The sequence below is a fragment of the Methanocaldococcus jannaschii DSM 2661 genome (genome assembly GCF_000091665.1).
In the GTDB taxonomy this organism is placed as follows: Archaea; AGJL01; Methanococci; order Methanococcales; family Methanocaldococcaceae; genus Methanocaldococcus; species Methanocaldococcus jannaschii.
In genome coordinates this window covers 1,337,909-1,359,930 of record NC_000909.1, presented here as the reverse complement: position 1 = coordinate 1,359,930, position 22,022 = coordinate 1,337,909, and the positions used below count along the sequence as shown (strand labels likewise).

The 22,022-nt window shown below is 30.9% G+C and carries 12 protein-coding genes; 3 read left to right on the top strand and 9 right to left on the bottom strand.

The window, feature by feature from the left end; genetic code table 11:
• Window positions 1-6 precede the first annotated feature (6 nt).
• Complete coding sequence (locus MJ_RS07480) at window positions 7-600, top strand: AAA family ATPase (protein WP_010870916.1); 594 nt, start codon at window positions 7-9, stop codon at window positions 598-600.
• Here the strand turns inward: MJ_RS07480 and MJ_RS07475 are convergent.
• The 9 genes from MJ_RS07475 to MJ_RS07440 all read right to left on the bottom strand — a co-directional run bounded on the left by MJ_RS07475 (window position 578) and on the right by MJ_RS07440 (window position 19,680).
• Window positions 578-1,753 carry a winged helix-turn-helix transcriptional regulator gene (locus tag MJ_RS07475; protein ID WP_010870915.1) on the bottom strand — a complete coding sequence of 392 codons (1,176 nt, stop codon included), beginning with the start codon at window positions 1,751-1,753 and terminating at the stop codon, window positions 578-580. The genes MJ_RS07480 and MJ_RS07475 overlap by 23 nt on opposite strands.
• A 7-nt stretch (window positions 1,754-1,760) precedes the next feature.
• On the bottom strand, window positions 1,761-2,012 hold the full coding sequence (locus tag MJ_RS07470) for a hypothetical protein (RefSeq protein WP_244409405.1): 252 nt from the start codon (window positions 2,010-2,012) through the stop codon (window positions 1,761-1,763).
• Between the two features lie 15 nt (window positions 2,013-2,027).
• Window positions 2,028-3,479 carry a hypothetical protein gene (locus MJ_RS07465; protein WP_064496816.1) on the bottom strand — a complete coding sequence of 484 codons (1,452 nt, stop codon included), beginning with the start codon at window positions 3,477-3,479 and terminating at the stop codon, window positions 2,028-2,030.
• 65 nt (window positions 3,480-3,544) lie between these two features.
• Complete coding sequence (locus MJ_RS07460) at window positions 3,545-12,229, bottom strand: lectin-like domain-containing protein (protein WP_010870913.1); 8,685 nt, start codon at window positions 12,227-12,229, stop codon at window positions 3,545-3,547.
• Window positions 12,230-12,361: 132 nt separating this feature from the next.
• On the bottom strand, window positions 12,362-12,760 hold the full coding sequence (locus tag MJ_RS09795; protein WP_010870912.1) for a hypothetical protein: 399 nt from the start codon (window positions 12,758-12,760) through the stop codon (window positions 12,362-12,364).
• 50 nt (window positions 12,761-12,810) lie between these two features.
• A complete protein-coding gene (locus MJ_RS09790; protein ID WP_244409403.1) occupies window positions 12,811-13,065 on the bottom strand; it encodes a hypothetical protein in 255 nt (84 codons plus the stop codon).
• Window positions 13,066-13,080: 15 nt separating this feature from the next.
• Window positions 13,081-16,032: a hypothetical protein gene (locus MJ_RS07450; protein ID WP_064496815.1), complete on the bottom strand. Its 2,952-nt coding sequence runs from the start codon at window positions 16,030-16,032 to the stop codon at window positions 13,081-13,083.
• Between the two features lie 98 nt (window positions 16,033-16,130).
• Complete coding sequence (locus tag MJ_RS07445; protein ID WP_010870910.1) at window positions 16,131-17,957, bottom strand: hypothetical protein; 1,827 nt, start codon at window positions 17,955-17,957, stop codon at window positions 16,131-16,133.
• 247 nt (window positions 17,958-18,204) lie between these two features.
• The gene (locus MJ_RS07440; protein ID WP_010870909.1) at window positions 18,205-19,680 is read right to left on the bottom strand and encodes a 2-isopropylmalate synthase; all 1,476 of its coding nucleotides are present in this window, start codon (window positions 19,678-19,680) and stop codon (window positions 18,205-18,207) included.
• 474 nt (window positions 19,681-20,154) lie between these two features.
• On the opposite strand from MJ_RS07440, the gene MJ_RS07435 reads away from it, so the two are divergent.
• Window positions 20,155-21,411, top strand: coding sequence for an LL-diaminopimelate aminotransferase (locus tag MJ_RS07435; protein ID WP_010870908.1), 1,257 nt, complete (start codon window positions 20,155-20,157; stop codon window positions 21,409-21,411).
• 196 nt (window positions 21,412-21,607) lie between these two features.
• The gene (locus MJ_RS07430) at window positions 21,608-21,928 is read left to right on the top strand and encodes a DNA-directed RNA polymerase subunit I (RefSeq protein ID WP_244409401.1); all 321 of its coding nucleotides are present in this window, start codon (window positions 21,608-21,610) and stop codon (window positions 21,926-21,928) included.
• Window positions 21,929-22,022: the final 94 nt, after the last annotated feature.

The following is a 22,022-nucleotide window of genomic DNA, read 5'->3' as shown; positions in this document are numbered from 1 at the left end:
GAAACCATGCTGTTGATAGGTATTACAGGAATGCCAGGAGCGGGAAAAAGCTCAGCTTATGAAATTGCTAAAAAATATAATCTACCAATAGTTTCCATGGGAGACGTTGTTAGATATGAAACAAAAAAAAGAGGCTTAGAATTAACTCCAGAAAATGTTGGAAATACAGCTATAAAGCTAAGAGAGGAGTTTGGAAATGAGGCAATTGCAGTTGCATGTCTAAAATATATAGAAGAAAATTTAAAAGATAAAGAAATAGTTATTGTTGAAGGTATAAGGAGCTTATATGAGGTTAATTATTTTAGAAAACATAAACCTTTGGTTTTAATAGCCATTCACTCTTCTCCATTAACAAGATTTGAGAGATTGAAAAAAAGAGGAAGGGAAGATGATTCAGCAAACTGGGAAGTATTTGTAGAGAGGGACTTGAGGGAGTTAGGATTTAGTATTGGACATGCTATTGCATTGGCTGATTTTGTAGTAGTTAATGAAAAAAGCTTTGAAGATTGTTTAAATCAATTAGACAACATTTTACAGGAAATTTTAAATAACTTGGAAAAATATAAGAAATATAACTTTATTTATGAAACTTTAAGATAGATTCATTTATATAATATACTATTCTGTTTCCCTCTTCTTTAGATTTTACAATTCCAAGATTTTCCAGTTTTTTTAAATTATACCTTACAGTTTCAACATTCAAATTCAAATCTTTAGCAATCTTTCTTAAATGAGCAGGACTTTTTAATAAATATTCAAATATGCTTTTTTGCGTTTCATTTTTTAAATATAACAGTGGCAAATCCCTCATATCCATATCTGCTGGATAGTAAATTAATCGATTACCAAATTTTTTACTTTTAATTAGATTTGCTTTTTCTAATATTCTTAAATGCCACGTAAGTGTTGATACTGGTTTATTTAGGTTTTTAGAAAGTTCTCTTAAATGACATCCAGGATTGTCTAAAATATAATTGTAAATTTCTCTTCTTGTGTCATTTAGAAGGACTTTTTCTTCATCAAGAAGATTTATACGAGAGAGGATAAATACTTTTACTGATGCTAGTGCAGATATTAGCTCCAAAAACTTCTTTTTTAGGGTTTCTTGAAAAGTTAGCATTAAAGATGCAAGAGTTAAGAAAACAGTAAAAAGTATATAGGGCAGAGGATTTGATGTTTTCTTAACTATATGTATATAAATAAGATTAGCTAAAACATCCTCATCTGGCTTAAAACCAACATATATTTTATTATTTATCTTTATCGCCGCTGGTTTTCCGTCTTTATATCTTGCTATAACCTCTCCTTTTTCTGGTAATTCATATAATGCCTCAACCTCTGATTGTTTTAATTTGAGTGGGTCTTTTATCCAGATAATTGTCTTATTGCCATTAACTTCTCTCGAACCATTTATTGAAGTAAAAATAATAGCCATCTTGTTTGTATTTACATTTTTCTTTGTAATGATAAGGTTATAACTTTTATTCTCTATTTTAAATCTTAGTTTTTTAATTAAAGGAGCTATGTCTCTATCAACTTTTATATATGGAGGAATAATCACGAATTCTTTTTTCTCTCCAATATAAAAACATGGAGTTCCATTCTCATAAGAAAGATAAACCGTAGTGTTGTAAAGGTATTGACTAACATTTTCTAAGCTAACATTAATACCATAAATATGTACATAAATACCATAAACATGAACGATGCAAAATAAGATTAAAATTATAAGTAATAAAGTGTCCTTTTTCATGATTTCACTAATCTATGACTATAGGTGGAGGATACATGATTAAATAGAGCCCTAACGATAAAAAAATTAACGAAATAAACAATAATAACAATCCAAAGCTTATGTCTATATTAAAAACACCAACAAATATAAACACTGAAATTTCAGAAATTATTATGGATGTTGAGACTAAAAATGAACCAATGAGCGTTCTTCTCCTTTGCATTTTTCTAATTTTCTTCAATTTTATTAATATTTCTTTATTGTTTTCTTCTACCACATACTTCACCTCTATTTAAAAAAGATATGCTTCAAGTCCTATTTCAACTGCCACATCATACGCCTTTTTATCACTTAAAAATACTCTACCTCCATACTTAACACCCAGTATAATGGCTTTTGCTGAATTTAGAGGAATATCATAAATTTCATGTAAGTCCCTTGCAAGGTCTTTTTCTACATCAGTAAGTTTAATAATAGTTATACCTCCAGGTAATATATTTCCTAACTTACAACCCTCTGGAACATATACTGTGCCACTTAGTAGTTCAAGGTCTTTAATTGAGAAAATCCCTTTATCAACAATATATGAACGTCTCCTAAATATTGGAGGAATCAACATAGCAGTTATTGAAGTAGTTGTAACTGTGGCTATAGCAGCAGCTACTTTTTTAAATTTTTCTTCAATTATTAGTGGGTACTTTCTTTCTTTCTCTTGTTTATTCATCTCATTTTTAGAAGGTTTTTTTGTCTCCTGAGTCTGTGACTTCTCTTCTTTTTTATGTCTCTGCATTTGGTTTATAGTTTTAGATGACTCTTCGTTTTCCTTTTCTTCTTTTTTCTTTTTTATTTCTCTTTCCATATAGTTATAATATGGAATGTTAAAACTTAAACCTTCAACTTTTCCTATTCCAATAATGTATGAATTATCAACCTTAATTGCTGGTTTTATTTTTATAGTTTCATAAACATCTCGCCATGCATAAAATTTAAGATAAAAAATAGGAACATAATCTGAAGTGATATTAAATGACTGTGATACATTCTCATTAGGTTCTATAATATAGGAATAATTACCAAAATCTATTTTTGTATTATTAACAACAGCCCAATAGCTTGCATTTACATTTAAAGAGACATTCTTATCATTTTTTATTATATAAATAGCTGTCCATTCAATAGAACCATTACTTAAAATTTTATTTGACTTTATTATGGAAAATGGTATTGGCAGAGAATATCTTATCATCAATTTAGCGGGTACTTCAAAACTTATATTGCTATCTCCGAAATATAAAATATTTGAATTTTGTATTTTTGATAAAGTTATTATTTTATAGGACTTGGCAGGAACTAAGACTGATGCATTTTTAATGTTAAATCCTCCTGGAAAAGATATGTTAAATAAGATACTGTAGGGATAGTTATTGATTATTTTATAATATACCCTCCATTCATCTCTGCTGATTCTACTTGCAGATATAGTTATGGATATGTTAAATTTTTTTGGGGGGAGATTAAGAGTTATATTTTTTGAATATGGAAGATAAAAGGAGGAGTTTCTATAAGATATATAGATGCTAAAAGCATCGGGATTTTCATAATCTATATGTAACTTAGATACATCAACTGTTTGAGAACCATTTGGATAAAATACAACCCCCCTATACTCATATATTTCCCCAAAACTTAAAGAAATAAATGCAAAAAATAGTATAATAATAATAATTAAATATACCGATCTCATGGTCCCCAATTATTAGGTTTTATTTTTTAAAGTATTTAAGATTTATAGAACAATTTTTTGACGAATTATTTTTTTGGGTCAATACCGATAATAAGTCCCTCAACTGTTGTTATATTGGTTGTTATTGATATGTTCATTGTCTCATTTGCATTTATCACATTAAATTTAAACCAGTAGGTGTTTCCATAGGTTCCATTTTCATCATAATCCCCTGAAATATTGATTACTTCAATATTATCTGGCTTATACCAATAAACATAAACATCTCTTGTTGTATTATATGATTTTATTGTTATGTTGTAGCCGTTTGGAAGCATTACTATAGTTCCAGTTATGTTGAAGAACTTTTTAATTAAGAGATAGTTTCTTCCAAATTCTGATGTTCCAATACCTTTTATCGTTGCTGTTGCAGTTAGTAAAGATTCATCTCCAACCCCTTTTCCAGAAACATTTATTGTTCCACTGAAAAATCCATTACTATCAGCAATCAAACTTCCCAAATAAATCCAACTTTCTCCATAGGTATCATTCAATACAGTGCCATCTGAAGAAATATTATTTCCTATTAAATTATCTCCGCCACTTAAATTTTTAACTAAATAAATCTCAACTACCGCATTTGCAAAGTTTGAACTGCCAGTTCCATTTCCAATGTATCCTTTAACTGTTAAGTTATCTCCGTTTAACTCAGCATAGGTAATTATTGGATAGTCAATACCATGATTTGCTTCATTATAGTTCAATAGCCCATCATTTAGAGTTACATTATCATCATCTAAGTCAATTCCGAGTAGAGAGTTGTTGTAAATTGAGTTTTTGGAGATTATTATATTGTAAGGAACAAAATCCCAGTTTGGAATTGTAATTCCCTTTTCATTGTTGAAGATTGTGTTATTAATTATGTTGATGTCTTTGCTTGCCCCTATTAAAATTCCATAGGCAGAGTTGTTTGCTATGATATTCTTTGAGATATTAAATTCTAAGCTAATCCAACTCTCATTTAACCCATAAACCTCAATTCCTCCAACTTTTCCACCATAAGTTGGATTTGGACAGAGATTGTTGTTTATTATTTTATTACCCTCTATTATTATATATCCATTATCTTGATTATAAACTCCATAAGCCCCAACAGTTATTCCTGCGGTTATATTTCCTATTGTGACAGTTAATCCATTGTATTGAATTGTGTTGTTTATAATGGATATATTTGTTCCAATCCAATCCCAAGAATTCCATCCATTTGCCTCTTGAATTAAAATTGCCTGAGCATCGCTGTATTGAATCGTGTTATTAAATATAGAGACATTCTCAACTCTTCCTCCTATGTATATTCCATTACCGCTATTTTCTTCAATACCATTATTTGAAATTATGTTGTTTTCAACTTTAACATCACATAATGTTCTGCTCCACAACCCTTCTAAAGAAATACCATTACCCAAGTTGTGAGATATATTGTTATTTAAAATTAAAACTCCCTTGGTATAGTTTCCACTGATTTTTATTCCACTTCCTGCTGGGTCTCCTCCAATCAAACCGTTATTGGTTATGTTATTATTAACTATGTTTATAGCATTTACTCCATAGATGTAAATTCCATCTTTGTAGGAGCCGTTTATTAGTGATTTGGATATATTTACATTTGAAGCACTTCCCAACGAATAGATAAACAACCCATAGCTTCCGCTGTTTAATACACTTGAGTTATAAAGTTTTAAATTATTCAAAAATCCATCAGAAGGGACTTCAATATCAATACTGTTGTTTATTGAATCTCTTAATAATGAATTCAACACACTGAGGTTTGATAAATTACCATAAGAGAGTATTGAGTAATTGTTATTATACAATAGAGAGTTTTCAACACTTACATTTTCTCCATTAAATATTGCAATTCCATCTGTGCTTGCATTAAATATATTTGATGAATTTATATATACGTTAGATGAATTAACTATTTCAATTCCATAGGCATTATATGAAATATTCGATTTTTGAATTTTTGAGATGTAGTTTTCTTTTAAATATATTCCTATGCTATTGTTCATTATATTTGAATTCAATATTGAGGAGGATGAATTCTCTAATAATAAACCTTCATATCTATTTTTATATATAAGGGAATTATTCACCAATATGCTTGATATATTTGCATAGATTCCAATAGAGTTATTAATTATTGAAGAGTTAAGTATTTCTAAAGTTGAGTTCTTTGAATACACTCCCTCATAAACGGAATTCTTAATCTGAGAGTTTATTAGTTTTATTCCATTTCCATCTTTATATAAAACCAATCCTTGATTACATGAGCTTATAGTTATATTATAGATTGTTATGTTTCCAAAACCACCAGCCCAGTTTGCCCAATAAATCCCTACACCGTTTTTTAAAGATATTTGAGAGTTATACAACATAGCCCATATTTTGTTCAACATTGAAATTCCATATCCTCCAGAGGCGTTTATTGTTAAATTGTCAATATACAATGGATAATTCTGCAAACTCCAATCATAATCAACTAACTTAACCCCTGCATTTAATATTTTTCCATAAATTCCACAACTCTTTAATGTTAAATTATTTAGCCCAGTTTCATTTCCTAATATTCCAACACTGACATTTTCAAAGAATATATTTCCAATGTATGTATCAGCCCCCACATTGTCAATAATTGGATTTGGAGATATTTCTTCGAGATTTAAAACATTATCCCCATTTTTCACATATGTTGGCTTAACGTATTGTAGGTTTTTTGCTCCTCCTGTTCCTCCTGTGAATCCGAAATAAGTTGAGTTTCCTATAATTTGGGTTATGTCTTTATTCCATGTTAATGCTAAATTGCCATCGAAATATACTTGGAGTGTTTTTGTTGTTGCATTCCATACGATTTTTATTAAGTGTTCTCTTCCATCCTCAACATTACCTAAATCGTATGGGTTTGGTGTTGAGTAAGTTAAGGAGTTGTAAGTGTGATTTAAGTTCCCATCAACATCTATTGCAATATGGTCGGTTGTTGCTGGGCTGTCAAAATCGTTAAGCCAAGTATCAACCTCCACCGCTACACTCGGAGAAATTCCACCATAACCCAAATCTCCTCCAGTTCCACCTAATTCGTTAGTCCCCAACGATTGCAAGGTAAAGGTTATACCATCTGCTCCATCAGGATTGTCTCCCAAATACGCATAAAACTCAACAACCAAATCCTCAGATAGATTAACCGGCTTGTAATACCAAACACTACCTTTTTGGTTGTAGTCATCAGGCGTTAGTATCAAAGTTAGATTATTTGAATTATTTATGTATGCGTTACCGTTAGCTATCCATTGTAATCCTGATAAAATGATGGTTCCATTAATCTGAGTTGAACCATTGACAATAGTCAAATTGTCTAATATTTTATTTCCACTTGTATAAATGTAGTGATTTCCATTCTTTGCGTCGATATTTGGTATTCTGAAATAACTCTCATCTTTCCCATAAATTGCATTTGCATTTTTTATAAATTGGGAAAAACTACCCTGCCCCGTAGATTTCGTATTTGTTATTACATCAAAGCTGAATCCAAATGTTATATTTTTCCCACTATATGAATTTAGATTTATCAAACAGTAGTGTTCATATTTTCCATCTTCCCAATTATCTTCTTCATTAGGGTCTCTTCCTCCAAACATCTCAACTACTCCATAAGTTGGATTTATTATATACCCATCCCCATTTTTTACGTATATTGGCTTAACATACTGGAGATTTTTTGCTCCTCCCGTTCCTCCTGTGAATCCGAAGTAAGCTGAGTTTCCTATAATTTGGGTTATATCCTTATTCCATGTTAATGATAAATTGCCATCGAAATATACTTGGAGTGTTTTTGTTGTTGCATTCCATACGATTTTTATTAAGTGTTCTCTTCCATCCTCAACATTACCTAAATCGTAAGGGTTTGGTGTTGGGTAAGTTAAGGAGTTGTAAGTGTGGTTTATGTTGCCGTTAACATCTATTGCAATATGGTCGGTTGTTGCTGGAGCATCAAAATCGTTGAGCCAAGTATCAACTTCAACCGCTACACTCGGAGAAATTCCACCATAACCCAAATCTCCTCCAGTTCCACCTAATTCGTTAGTTCCCAACGATTGCAAGGTAAAGGTTATACCATCTGCTCCATCAGGATTGTCTCCCAAATACGCATAAAACTCAACAACCAAATCCTCAGATAGATTAACCGGCTTGTAATACCAAACACTACCTGCTTCACCATAATCATCTGTTGTTAATAGAAGCTTATCTGGGAATATTGAAGCATTTCCGTTGGCAATCCATTGAGAAGAGTTTATTGGAGTATATACTGTTTGATATGTTTCTTCAGCCCAGATGTCATTTTTGCTATATTGAGGGTTTAAACCTCTTGTAGTTCCTACAGTTCTTGAATTCACTACCACAAAGTAAGTTTTTGAGGAGTTATAAACTAAGAAGGAATAATGACCAAAAATATCTGTTGTTGTTGAATTTACTATGGTATCTCCAATATCTGGAATACCATCATTATTGCTGTCTTCAAGTAGAGATACATTAACCCCATAAATTCCTTTATCTTCACTATCTTCTTTTCCAAGGGTTCCAAAGTCCTCTTTTACATAGCCCTGAATTTCATATCCGCAGTATATGGTATAGTTTTTCTTCGAAATTACACCATTAGATTCGATTCCAGTTATTGTAATAAGATATTTTCCTGACTCTGGGAGGCTAAATGAGTAATTATAGAGCTTCCAAAGTGATGGGGAGTTTTTATCTATTTCCTGTAGTAGCATTGAAGAGTTGATATATACACTACCGTTTGGATAATACACAGTTATATTTGCCCCGCTTATATCGTAAGAACCAATAGGGTCTGTAATATTTGCAAATATTGTAACATTTTCATTTGGAAGATAAACGTTTTTATCTGAAAATATGTTATAAACATTAACATAAGTCGTAGTGTTTAGCGTTATATTGGATGGATATGTTGAATTATGATAGATGTTTATTGAGTTAGAAGATATTTGATTTTCCACTCTCAAAACCAAATAGTAGTTTTTGGGTATTGTAATTATTGAATCTAAGGTTATATTGAAAATGTAAGATTTTATAGTATCATCTAAGTATAGATACTCAACATCACTTCCTAAAGTAAAGGAATCAATTCCATTTGTGGCCATTAACGAAACAACAATTTTATGCATTTCAGTTCCAAATATAACGTTTGGGTCATTTATATAAAGCAAAATTGGAATTTTTCCTACAACTGTAAAGTTGTCTGCGAATCTTGGATATTGTATCCATGAAGCTAATGAATTGCTATTAATTGTTGTGTAGTTGTTAATTGTTGTAGGTATTGAAGTATTTAGAGTTCTTAAAGTATCTCCATGTAAATAGAAAGTTTTTTGAACTGAAGGAGGATATGGTGTTGATGTCTGGAATGTTGTTTTTCCAAATATTGATGGATTATTTATATTAACAAATTTTAATGTAGTTGTATCAATCTCTCCTAATGGGGCTGTTGAAGGAATTGTCTTTGAGACAGTTAAATTTATCTCTCCAGTTGGCACATAGATATCTGGCAAATTATTTGAGTTTAAATCATAATTTGGGTTTATATAATCCCAGATTCCATCCCCATTGGCATCTTCAGCTATTAAAATGGAGTTGTTGTATATTTTCGTTGTCCATCCTTTCGTTAAGTAGGTTATATTTATATCAAATCTTCCTCCAACTCCAAAGTTATATAATGTTATATTGTAAAATATCTCTTCTCCAACATTTCCAGTCTTTTCCTGATAATTTGGTTGGACTGAAAATGATGTTATATAGATTATAATGCTTTTTTCATCGTTTGATGTATTCTGGTCATTTGGAAGATTTGTCTTTATTGTTATATTGTAGGCTCCATAAGGCATATTTGAGATGTTTACTGGAAAGCTCACGAGTTTTTCTTCTTCATAAGGAACTGAGAGGTTTATTAAAGTTGAGTTTGTATAAATATAAGTTCCATTTATCTGTGTTATATTAATTGACACATTCAAGTTGTATGCATCTACCAATCCATATAAGGCAATTGTTGAATTTATGTATATTATTGGGCCAATATTTGGGTTAAAGCTGTCTCCATTGTTTGGGTAATCTATACTTTTAACTCCAGTATCATATAACTGGCTTAAACCCATATTTATTTCGTTCATCATGTCTGTATAGTTATAACCTAACCCCCAAATTATTGGCACTACCCAAATTTCGCCAGGTTTTAATGAATCTTTAGTCCATGCTAATGCTGTCCCTGCATCACCCTCATATGATGAATCATTATTTAAATTATCATATCTAATATCAGACCACGTACTCCAGTACAAATTAACATCATGTTCGTAACTTGGGATATTTGATTTAAAACCTCCGTATTGTATATCCCCAACAGGTGCGTTAGAATCGTAGCCATACACAACATCATCAATACTATTATAGTATGCATCATCTCCCCACCAGCTTCCTCTAAAATTCCAATCCATCCCTTGGAAAAACTTTAAATTTGTATATGTTTTTGTGGTTGGATTTTTTATGTAGTATATGGTAGCAAACCATTTATTATTTCCTCTAATAATAACCTTTTGAGTAATATTTAGCTCATTATTATTCCAAGGAGCATACATATCTGTTATAATTACACTCTCTAAAATCCCATTTGGAACGGTATTTAAAGGAATATCTGTCCTATTTATTTCAGATAGGTAATAATATGTCCACCATCCCAAACTACCTGCAGTTCCTAAAACCCCATACTGTCTTGTTAATGCTCCACTTGTATATTTTATCGCTATTTTTGAACCAGCGTAAGCATCAATATTATTTGCATAATTGTAATCTCCAGTCCTCCCTGCATGGTCATAAGTAGCCACGGTAGTTTCATCATCCTCCTTATTATATGGAAAGACAATTGCTGAAATCTGCCCACAACCACCATAATCTTGCCCATTATAAGATAATTCAACAGCTATTGAATGATTTGGAGCTGGAGGAATTAAAGATATATCATATCCATAAATAGGATCGTCGTAGAAGTATAGTGTGTTATTTTCAATATACCATCTTACTTCTCCAATAACCTCTCCTGTTAATCTATTTATTGAAATGTTATTTCTTATTACTCTTCCATCATCTCCAACAATTTCTTTAACCCTATAACCTTTTGGAATCTTACAGCTGAATCTATACCAAACCCCATCTACTTTATTATTAACTTCAACTCTAATTTTATTACTGCTTATTTTTTTCACTATCTCAGTTGTATTTAGAATATTTTCAGGTAAGTTGTAATCTTTTAGAATTTCTTTATCTGCTTTAAGTTTGATTTCTACAATACTATAATTGTAAATCTTTACTATTTTTGAAATCTTGTATTTTTTTCTTTTTTCGTATCTTTTCAATAACTTCTTAATCTCTTTTTCACTACCTTCAAGTTTAATAATTATCTCCTTATTGACTGGGTCATAGGAAATTAGCTTTTTAATTTCTTCTTTATTTTTGAATTTAACTTTTATCTTTTCTTTTGCATTTCCACAAATTAAAATTATTTTTTTAATTTTTTCTGGTTTTGAGATATTTAACTTGGGTATTAAATAATCTAAAGGAATTTCAAAGGCCCCATTTATTAGTGAAATATTAATTTCTTTTTTATCTACAATGCAAGTTATAAACTTCGGTTCTTTAACATAGTAGGATACGTTTCCAACGATAAATCTATTATCTATCAATTTTGCATTAATTTTGTAATAATCTACAGCAAAGGTTTTTTTAATCCCATCAACAACTACTGAGTAATTTCCTAATATAACATTCTTTTTTAGTTTTGTGGATAAGATATAAAACTTCCCTTTTTTATGAACTTTTAGATGTATTATTTTATTGTTAGGGGTTACAATATATGCAGTATGTGGCTTAAAATTTGTTTTTATAACTATTTTTTCTGATGGGAAATAAACGTTTTTCAATATAACGGTTTTATTCGTTGTCGTATTTTCCTCGATAGAGTAATTTAAAAATATTGTTCTATTCAATGTCTCATTTTTGAATTTTGCATAAATAATGATTGTTTTATTTAGAATTAGAGGATATACCAAGTATTCATGTTTTTTTATTTTTTTAGTCTTAACTTTTATATTGAGGTCTAAATATTTAGCATAGGGTTTCCCATTTGTTTTAACAATCAACTTAAAATTGTTGAATGAGACATTTAGATAATGTAATTCTTCTTTTTTTATGTTTGTTTCTTTTTTTTCTTTTTCTGGTTTTGTGTAATTTAAAATAACTGTTCTATGTAATATTTTATCATTGAATTTTGAGTAAATTTCTATTGGAACATTTAAAACTATTGGAGAGATTATATATTCGTTATCACCTATTTTGATAAACTTTAAGGGCGTTTTATTTGCAAATCCAAAAACTTCTCCATTAGTTTTTACTATAACTCTATAACCATTAATAGTAATGTTTAAATAACACTCATTTTTTTCTTTGTTTGTATCTGTTGTATTATTGATTATTATGCTACCACTATTATTAGTGGTGTTTGTTAAGGAATTGTTTAACTTATATATCAATGAATTATTTAATTCAAAATTACTGTTGTTGTTTGTTGTTGATACATTTAAACCTAAACTCACGTTTGAAAGCAATAAAATAGTGAATACAAATATTGAAATATTCTTTAAATAGGATTTCATATTATCCCATTGAAATTTTTAACACTGTTCAAAAGTAAAGTAATGTATAGGTAGTATATAAAATTTATAGAACAAATATTAGACAATTATTGAGATTATTAGTTTTTATTCTTCTTATCTTCCTTATTTTCTTTATTTTTTTCTTCTCAACTCAGTATAGACAAATATTATTATTAATATACACAATATGCTTAACCAAAACACCACATATCCATGAACTGGAAGTTTCGGTAATGGCAATATTGAAAACTCAGCATTTATAATAAGCAAAGTTTTTTTAGGGATTTGGAAATTATTTCCATCTGGTTCTTGGTAGGTTAGATAATAAGGAGAGACAAAGTTTATATGGAAGTTTTTTATATTCAAATCCCCTCCAATAGGAATTGAGACAGTTTTAAACAATATTCCATTATCAACAATATCAGCATCATATTCAATTATTAGAGTTATATTTTTTCCACCATCTATTGGCTCCCATACTTGATATGTTATAACTGAATAGGTATCTTTATAAGAGACATTTACATCCATTGGATATTTTTTATCCCCAATTATATAATAACCCCTTAAATTCTCAATCTTTACAGGTTTTTTTCTTTTGTAAATGGTATTGGAATAATCAGTATTTTCTTTGACTCTTCTTTTTGTAATCTTAACTCCCCAATTCCTGGAACAAGAGGATACTTAACAAGATTTTGAATAGTTATAACATTTGTTATATGTGCAGGATTTTTTGTTAAATCAACGGTCATATTATAGTTTGTTATTTCCTCAACATCTGCAAAAGTTGGTGTTATAAATGCAAGGAAAATAAAGAGTAATGCAAATCTCTTCATCATCATCCCCCAACTTTATTTATTATTCCTTATATTCCTCTTTGTTAATATACCTAATCCAAAGATAACGTTTATCAGTATTAAAAATATCTCAAAGTTGTTTTCTACTGTTCCGGCTACTGTTGTTATTTTTGGTGAGGTTGTTGGTAGTAGTGAGTTTGTAGGGTCGATACCAACGATAAATGCGTCGCTTGGGTAGAATTCGCCAGTTCCGTTTAGTTTGTAGTGTATGACTACTGTTTTATTTGCAAGTATTTCAGCAGTGTCGTTCCAGTTACCGTCCCCATCTGCTCCTGGATATATTGCATGTAACGCCCACCACATGCTTAAATTATACCTTGGATTTGTTGTAATGGTGTGATTTCCTTCAGCAATCAACATACTTGATTGATTAACCCACTCATCTGAGACGGTGAAGTTCTTAGGAATCAAATCATAAACATACACATACTCAGGAGTCTTCACACTACCAATATTCTCCACAACTATATAAATATCATAAGTCCCATCCGCATCCGGAACAATATGCTTAGTCACCTTAATCAAATAACTACCCACAACATAAATCTCCTCAACAACAACATAGGAACTTCCTATTTGACTTACTTCATTTAAAAGGATATAATCTTTTTTTGACAGTGTAAATGAGCAGTTTGCCCAAACGATTGGAACTCCACTAAATGTGAAGTTGTAGGTTTTAGAGTTCCATACTTCTCCTGGAGGTATGTCAATATTTGGAGTTATAGTGTAATTACTCCCATCTATCCAGATAGATTTGTTAAATGGATTCCAATACAACTCATAAGCAGATTTATTTACTGCCCATATATTAAGATTCGTTAAATTAAAGGAATATGATTTTGCATCATTTTTAAATGTTACATTTTCTATCCAAATGTTTATTTCTCCCGTAGTTCCATGATCTGTTGAAATACTATAACTTCCAGATGCATAAACACCTTTTATAGATGTGTTTGTATTGGTCCCATTGTAATTAAATAGTATTTTAGCAAATCCATACTTTGCTAAAATATTATCCCTTTCACTATATGAATAATTTCCCAATACATTAAATACCAAAGTTGCACTATCATTACTCCAATTTAAGGTAATATTTGTCCAATTTATTGCATTTAGATTTGAGGTATTGTAATCTTTTTTGAAATAGTCCCCATCAAATAAAACTGCTGTTCCTTCACTTGAATTTGCAGATGTTATTTCAAGATACTTCCAGTTTTTATCTCCATAAAAGTCGAAGTTTTTTGAATTCACTTCCAAATCATCAACATAATAAACATAACCTCCATGAATAACAACCCTATCAAACTTTGTATAGGTATTGTCTATTGTTGAGACAGTTGCGGCTAAGGAACCATTTTGATAATAAGTTGAGAATGTTATTGTTCCATTTGAATAAATTTTTAGTTCGAAGTAATACCATTCATCCTCTGGAGGATTCCAATAAACTTCAGGACTAATTTCTGTAGGATTTCCATTAGTTCTTCTATCAATTGATATGTAATTACTGTAGTGATTTACCTCAAATGAATATCCATCAAAATTCTCATCCTCCAAACCAATCCTGTCTATAGGGCCTCCTCCCCAGTTGCTCGGTCTATATACCCATCCACTTATAACTACATCCCTTCCAATTTCTTTTGGAAGTAATTTGTACCCTCCATTTGGATCGTTGTTTAAACTTGTTGAAATCCCATATTTTTCTAAAGAGTAATTTCCAGAATGAGATTGAATAGATGACCATTGAACTATCCCGTTCTTATACTGATTCCAACCAGTCCAATTTTCAAAGTTATCATAAAACTGCCCATTACTTAGATATTTTATAACATTAACATTGACATTTTCTCCATTAGGAACGAGATTTTTGTTTAAATATACAATTAAATTTACAGTCCATTCTGACATTTTATTTGCTGGTATTTTTGTAACATCGTAAGTTTCATTTACTAATATTGGTAGGGTTTGAGATGCATCGATATCAAACTCATATTCCACATAGCTGTTATTTGGTAGTATTGGGATGTGTATGTATGTGTTTGCATTTGGTAAGTTTGTATAAGCAGGAGCAGAACTCTCAATAAAAACCCCTTTTGGAGTTCCATTATAAACTAATCTCAAACCACTTGCATTATTTTTTATATCCACTGCTACCCACACATCGTTTAAAGTATCTTCTTTATAAGGGGCAGTATTTTCAATAATGATATGTCCCGTTAAACCATAGGAATAGTTTGTTTTTCCTGTTCCATCCACAGTAGCAGTTGCGTTGTACTCTTCAATATATCTTACCCTTAGTGGAGGATATAAATCTGAAATCCTCAAATCATCAACATAGTAATCTTGTCCTCCATGCACAACAACTCTATCGAACTTAGTATAGATGTTATCTATTGCTGAGACAGTAGCTCCTAATGAACCATTCTCATAATAAACTTCTAATCTTAAAGTTCCATTTGAGTAGATATAAAACTTAAAATAATACCACTGATTTTCTGGAGGATTCCAGTTAGTTATTACTAAAGTATTTACAGCAATACCATTTTCTCGAGTTTCTATTGCAATTTTGTTATAGTCGTGCTCTATTCTTATAGAGTATCCGTTGAAATTCTCGTCCTCAATACCTATTCTATCCCATCTTCCGCTAACATATGGCAAAGGTCTATAAATCCAACCTTCCATTACAATATCCCTTCCAATTTCCTTCCCAATTAGTTTGTATCCACCATTTGGGTCATCATTTAGAAACTTTCTAAGGGAATATATTCCTGAATGTGCATAATTAGAAGATTGCTCTACAGCCCCACTACTGTAGTTATACCACCCACTCCAATTTTCAAAATCATCGTAGAATATTGTTTTTAATCCAGAAACACTGTTTAACATTGATGCCATAAATACGAACAGTAAAATACATAAATATATGAATTTTAATTTTATATTTGGCATGCCCCACATCACCCATATAATATCGATAAAATTAACTTAATGTCAAAAATCATATTTGAATTTAGAAAAAGAATTATAAAAAATAAAGAAAATTAGTTTTACATTACCCTTCTTATTATGATTCCCAACCCTACAAGTAGGGTCAATAATGCAAGGAATGGTTCTGAGTTGTTTTCTACTGTTCCGGCTACTGTTGTTATTTTTGGTGAGGTTGTTGGTAGTAGTGAGTTTGTAGGGTCGATACCAACGATAAATGCGTCGCTTGGGTAGAATTCGCCAGTTCCGTTTAGTTTGTAGTGTATGACTACTGTTTTATTTGCAAGTATTTCAGCAGTGTCGTTCCAGTTACCGTCCCCATCTGCTCCTGGATATATTGCATGTAACGCCCACCACATGCTTAAATTATACCTTGGATTTGTTGTAATGGTGTGATTTCCTTCAGCAATCAACATACTTGATTGATTAACCCACTCATCTGAGACGGTGAAGTTCTTAGGAATCAAATCATAAACATACACATACTCAGGAGTCTTCACACTACCAATATTCTCCACAACTATATAAATATCATAAGTCCCATCCGCATCCGGAACAATATGCTTAGTCACCTTAATCAAATAACTACCCACAACATAAATCTCCTCAACAACAACATAGGAACTTCCGTACTTTGTTGAGTATTCATTAATACTTCTATTTATTAATGTTATGTTCTCGTCTGCTACCTTAAATGTACAGTTTGCCCAGACAACTGGAATTCCATCAAATGTGAAGGCATATTTAGTTGAACTCCAAACGCTTCCTGGAGATAATATTTCATTAGGTGAGGACGTCTGTTTTGAATTAGGGATTAATAATGTTATATTAAATGGGTCTAATATTACTGGATTACTACCATTTACAGCCCATATTGTCACATGAGTTAAGTTAAAGTAGTAACTTGATGCCTTGTTTGATACATTAGCACTTTCGTACCATATTTCATACTTACCGCTTGATGCATTTAAGAATGGTCCTTCCTTGGTTGCACTTACTCCACCATATCCTGTTGCATAAATCCCTTCAATTTTTGTTCCTGATTTAGTTCCATTGAATTCAAAGAAGATAACAGCAAAACCATATTTCATTAAGGTTCCTGTTCTATTTGTGTAAGTGTTGTTTCCTGTTATGTTGATTGTAATGGTTGCATTTTTAGTAGTATTTATTACGACTCCTGTCCAGGTTAATGAATCGTTGTATCCTGGTAAGAAGTAAGGACCATCCCAGAGTGTTATTGAACCTTCGTTGGCTATAGCACCTGTTATATTTAAGAAATTCCAAGTGTCACTTCCATAATTATTTGGGTCGTTACTTAGATATTTTGTCATAATAACAGAAACTGGTGTATCTGTTGCCGGTAGTGCTGAAACATTTCTGCTTATGTTTAAATAGACACTCCAATTTGATAATCTTTCTGATGGAATTTTAGTATCACTATATGTTTCGTTGATTATCAATGGAACTCCAGTTATTGATTTATCTATAGCAAATTTAATTATAACATAGCTGTTATTTGGTAGTATTGGGATGTGTATGTATGTGTTTGCATTTGGTAAGTTTGTATATGCAGGAGCTGAACTCTCAATAAAAACCCCTTTTGGAGTTCCATTTACATAAACTTCTGGTCCAGTTATGTTGTTGGATATATTAACTGCCACCCAAACATCGTATAAAGTATCATTTATTGTAGTCCCAGTGTTGTTAATTACAATATATCCAGTTATACTTTCTATTGTTGAAGATACTAAGCCATCACCTGTAGTGTTACCTGTTATGTTATATTTTTCGTAATATGCCACATATAGTGGTCCATTATCTCCATATCCAAATACAGTCCCAATAAACAGCAATGACATTAACAAGGCCATAAATATTAACTTTCTCATAACTTCACCTCATGCATTTGTGTGAAATAGGGGAACATTCTTAAGTAGGTAGTAATAATGTAATGTCTTCCGTTTGTATAAATAATTTATGGAACATTTTTTAGACATTTTTGATTTTTCAAAAATTTAGAAAAAGAACCCAAAAAGTCCAAGGTTTTCAATTTGAAAATAATAACAGCCGATATATAAACCTTTTGATATTAAAATTATCAATACCTAATAAAACATTTTAAAATAAGCAAAAATATTAATTCAATAACATATTGATTCCTTCCATTACAGCATCTACAGAAGCCCTTATTATATCAGCGTCTGATTTTCTAACTTCAACAATTTCAGTTCCTTTTCTTAATTTAACAACAACCTCTATTAACGCATCAGTTCCTCCACCAATTGCTTCAACTCTATACTCTACCAACTTAATATCTGCAACTCCACTTATTGCCTTTCTCACAGCATTTATTGCTGCATCTACCGGTCCAACACCATAAGCAGTTTCTATTAAAGTTATATCTTCTCCTTTATAATGGAGTTTAACAGATGCAATTGGTGTTATTTTATTTCCAGATACAACAGTTAATTCATCTAATTTGATTTTCTCTTCTACCAATTTTCCAGTAACTTCTCTAACTATAGCCAACAAATCAGCGTCTGAAATGTATTTACCCAAATCCCCAAATTCTTTAACTCTTTCATATATTTTATTTAATTGCTCATCACTAACGTTTATGCCCATCAAATCAAGTTTGTATTTTAAAGCTTTTCTACCAGAATGCTTACCCAAAATAATTCTTCTTCTATTCCCAACCATTTCTGGTTTTATTGGCTCATAGGTTTCAGTATTTTTTATTAATCCATCAACATGTATTCCTGCTTCATGAGCAAATGCATTGTCCCCAACAATTGCTTTATTTGGTGGAACAGGAAGTTTCATCAATCTTGAGACAATTCTTGAAACCTCATATAACTTTTCCATCTTTATCTTAGTATCATAGCCATAGAGTATTTTTAAAGCAGCAACAACCTCTTCCAATGAGGCATTTCCTGCTCTCTCTCCAATACCATTAACTGTTACGTGGCACTGAACAGCTCCACCTAAAACTGCTGAGCAAGTATTAGCAGTAGCCATTCCAAAGTCGTTGTGGCAATGAACTGAGACCGGTAAATTAACATTTTCAGTTATTTTTTTAAATAATTCCTGACTCTTTTGTGGAGTTAAAACTCCTACTGTGTCACAAACACAAACTCTGTCTGCTCCAACCTTTTCCCCTTCATTAAATAGTTTTATTAAGAAATTTACATCACTTCTTGTTGCATCCTCTGCAGATAACTCAACAATCAATCCATGTTCTTTAGCATACTCTACAGCCTTTAAAGCTGTCTCTAAAACCTCATCTTCTGTTTTTCTAAGCTTATATTTCATGTGTATTGGAGATGTTGGCACTACTAAATGGACACTATCTACATCACATTCTAAGGCAGCATCAATATCTACAGGTAAAGCTCTAACAAATGAGCAGATTTCTGCATTTAAACCTTCTTTTGTTATTAATTTTATTCCTTCTCTCTCTCCTTTTGAAGTTATAGCTGAACCTGCCTCTATAACATCAACTCCAAGCTCATCCAATTTTTTTGCTATCTCTAACTTATCATTTGGTGTTAAAGAAACTCCTGGTGTTTGCTCTCCATCTCTAAGTGTTGTATCAAATATCCTTACCATCATAACAATCCCTCATAAAAAATAATTTAATGAAATTTAAATACTCATAATGAATCTGATGATAAAATTGAATCATCTCAAAGATATTTGATATTGTATATTTAAAATTTATGTGGGAAATAGTTCTGGACTAAAAAGTTGGTAATATACATCTTTAAATTTAAATTTATAAATTAAGATTTCTTTTAAAGATTTTATTCCTGCGAAAGCCCCATTAACTTTATTAATAATCTTTATAAAATTTTTATTATTTTTGAAAGATACTATACGAAAGTCATAAAATACTCGCATTAAAGATTTAATACAAAACAATAGCGAAATTTTTATATTTGTTAAAATTTACTTACATTAAAACAAGTAGTTTTTGCAAAAGTTATTAAAATTAAAAAATACCTTACTAAAGGAAGGCATTCATTACTACCCATATATTCTTTTAAAATGCTCCGCAAAAACTAAAAATGCCAATTTGGTGATAAAATGGAAAGTTACATACAAAACTTATTTGCTGAGAGAATTGGTGGAAAGAAGTTTGGGAAAGAAGATGTAATTTACAAGTTTGAGAAAATTAAGAGAGCTAAGCAAGAGGCAATGAAAAGACACCCTGATATGGAATTAATTGATATGGGTGTTGGAGAACCAGATGAGATGGCAGACCCGGAGGTTATAAGAGTTTTGTGTGAGGAGGCTAAAAAATGGGAAAACAGAGGATATGCGGATAACGGAATACAGGAGTTAAAAGATGCCGTTCCTCCATACATGGAGAAGGTTTATGGAGTTAAGGATATAGACCCAGTTAATGAGGTTATACACTCAATAGGTTCAAAACCAGCTTTAGCTTATATAACATCAGCATTTATAAACCCTGGAGATGTTTGCCTAATGACAGTCCCTGGCTATCCAGTTACAGCAACACACACAAAATGGTATGGGGGAGAGGTTTATAATCTCCCATTATTAGAGGAGAATGACTTCTTACCAGATTTAGAGAGCATTCCAGAAGATATCAAGAAGAGAGCAAAGATATTATATCTCAATTATCCAAACAACCCTACTGGAGCACAAGCTACAAAGAAATTCTACAAAGAGGTTGTTGATTTTGCTTTTGAAAATGAGGTTATCGTTGTTCAAGATGCTGCTTATGGAGCTTTGGTTTATGATGGAAAGCCTCTTTCATTCTTATCAGTTAAAGATGCTAAGGAGGTTGGAGTTGAAATCCATAGCTTTTCAAAGGCATTCAACATGACCGGTTGGAGATTGGCATTTTTGGTTGGGAATGAACTTATAATTAAAGCGTTTGCAACAGTTAAAGACAACTTTGATAGTGGGCAGTTCATCCCAATCCAAAAAGCTGGAATTTATTGTTTGCAACATCCAGAAATTACAGAAAGAGTTAGACAGAAGTATGAGAGAAGGTTAAGAAAGATGGTTAAGATATTAAATGAAGTTGGATTTAAAGCAAGAATGCCTGGAGGAACTTTTTATTTATATGTAAAATCACCAACAAAAGCTAATGGTATTGAATTTAAAACAGCTGAGGATTTCTCCCAATACTTAATTAAAGAAAAACTTATTTCAACAGTTCCATGGGATGATGCAGGGCATTATTTAAGATTAGCAGCATGCTTTGTTGCTAAAGATGAGAACGGCAATCCAACAACTGAAGAGAAGTATGAAGATATGGTATTAGAGGAGTTTAAGAGAAGATTGGAGGGAATGGATTTAGAATTTGAATAATTGATTTTTATTTATTTTAAATTTTTCATATTTTTATTTTTACTATTCTTTATTTATATATTCGGATTAATAAAAATATCTAAAACCTGTTCTAAAATTTATTTATACTAAAATCTCCACTATATACAATCAAATAGAAAAAAAGAGGATGTAAAATTTTTCAAATTTTTGAAAGAAATGAAAAAAGGTGAAAGGTATGGATGAGTATGAAAAAATCATCAATGACTTAAATACCATAAACTCAAAAGCAAAATTTATTGGTATTAAGATTATTATGGTAAGAAGAATTATCGATATGCATAAAGATAATGATAAATTAATAAAAAAGGTATTAGAGGGTATAAAAAATACTGATCTTTATGATTTAGTTTTAAATGCATGTCCTGAATTGAAAGGAGAAAGGATTAAAGATGTTTATTTTAAGAAGAATGATTATTTTAATGTCATTAAAAAGACAATGAGCAGTGAAAATACTGTATTGAAAAATGTGTTGATTAATGATGAATCTCCGCCCTAAAGATGGGAATTTTAGGAGATTATGGGTTAAACTTTCATCCTCTCCTGCTCCATCAAAGCCATATTTCTGAATGCTTATGTCATAATAATAAACA

What these genes read in the sequence shown, in the direction of transcription:
- MJ_RS07480 (WP_010870916.1), top strand. Translation starts at nt 7, where the DNA reads ATGCTGTTGATAGGTATTACAGGAATGCCAGGAGCGGGAAAAAGCTCA.
- MJ_RS07475 (WP_010870915.1), bottom strand. Translation starts at nt 1,753, where the DNA reads ATGAAAAAGGACACTTTATTACTTATAATTTTAATCTTATTTTGCATC.
- MJ_RS07465 (WP_064496816.1), bottom strand. Translation starts at nt 3,479, where the DNA reads ATGAGATCGGTATATTTAATTATTATTATTATACTATTTTTTGCATTT.
- MJ_RS07460 (WP_010870913.1), bottom strand. Translation starts at nt 12,229, where the DNA reads ATGAAATCCTATTTAAAGAATATTTCAATATTTGTATTCACTATTTTA.
- MJ_RS09795 (WP_010870912.1), bottom strand. Translation starts at nt 12,760, where the DNA reads ATGGATGTAAATGTCTCTTATAAAGATACCTATTCAGTTATAACATAT.
- MJ_RS09790 (WP_244409403.1), bottom strand. Translation starts at nt 13,065, where the DNA reads ATGAAGAGATTTGCATTACTCTTTATTTTCCTTGCATTTATAACACCA.
- MJ_RS07450 (WP_064496815.1), bottom strand. Translation starts at nt 16,032, where the DNA reads ATGCCAAATATAAAATTAAAATTCATATATTTATGTATTTTACTGTTC.
- MJ_RS07445 (WP_010870910.1), bottom strand. Translation starts at nt 17,957, where the DNA reads ATGAGAAAGTTAATATTTATGGCCTTGTTAATGTCATTGCTGTTTATT.
- MJ_RS07440 (WP_010870909.1), bottom strand. Translation starts at nt 19,680, where the DNA reads ATGATGGTAAGGATATTTGATACAACACTTAGAGATGGAGAGCAAACA.
- MJ_RS07435 (WP_010870908.1), top strand. Translation starts at nt 20,155, where the DNA reads ATGGAAAGTTACATACAAAACTTATTTGCTGAGAGAATTGGTGGAAAG.
- MJ_RS07430 (WP_244409401.1), top strand. Translation starts at nt 21,608, where the DNA reads ATGGATGAGTATGAAAAAATCATCAATGACTTAAATACCATAAACTCA.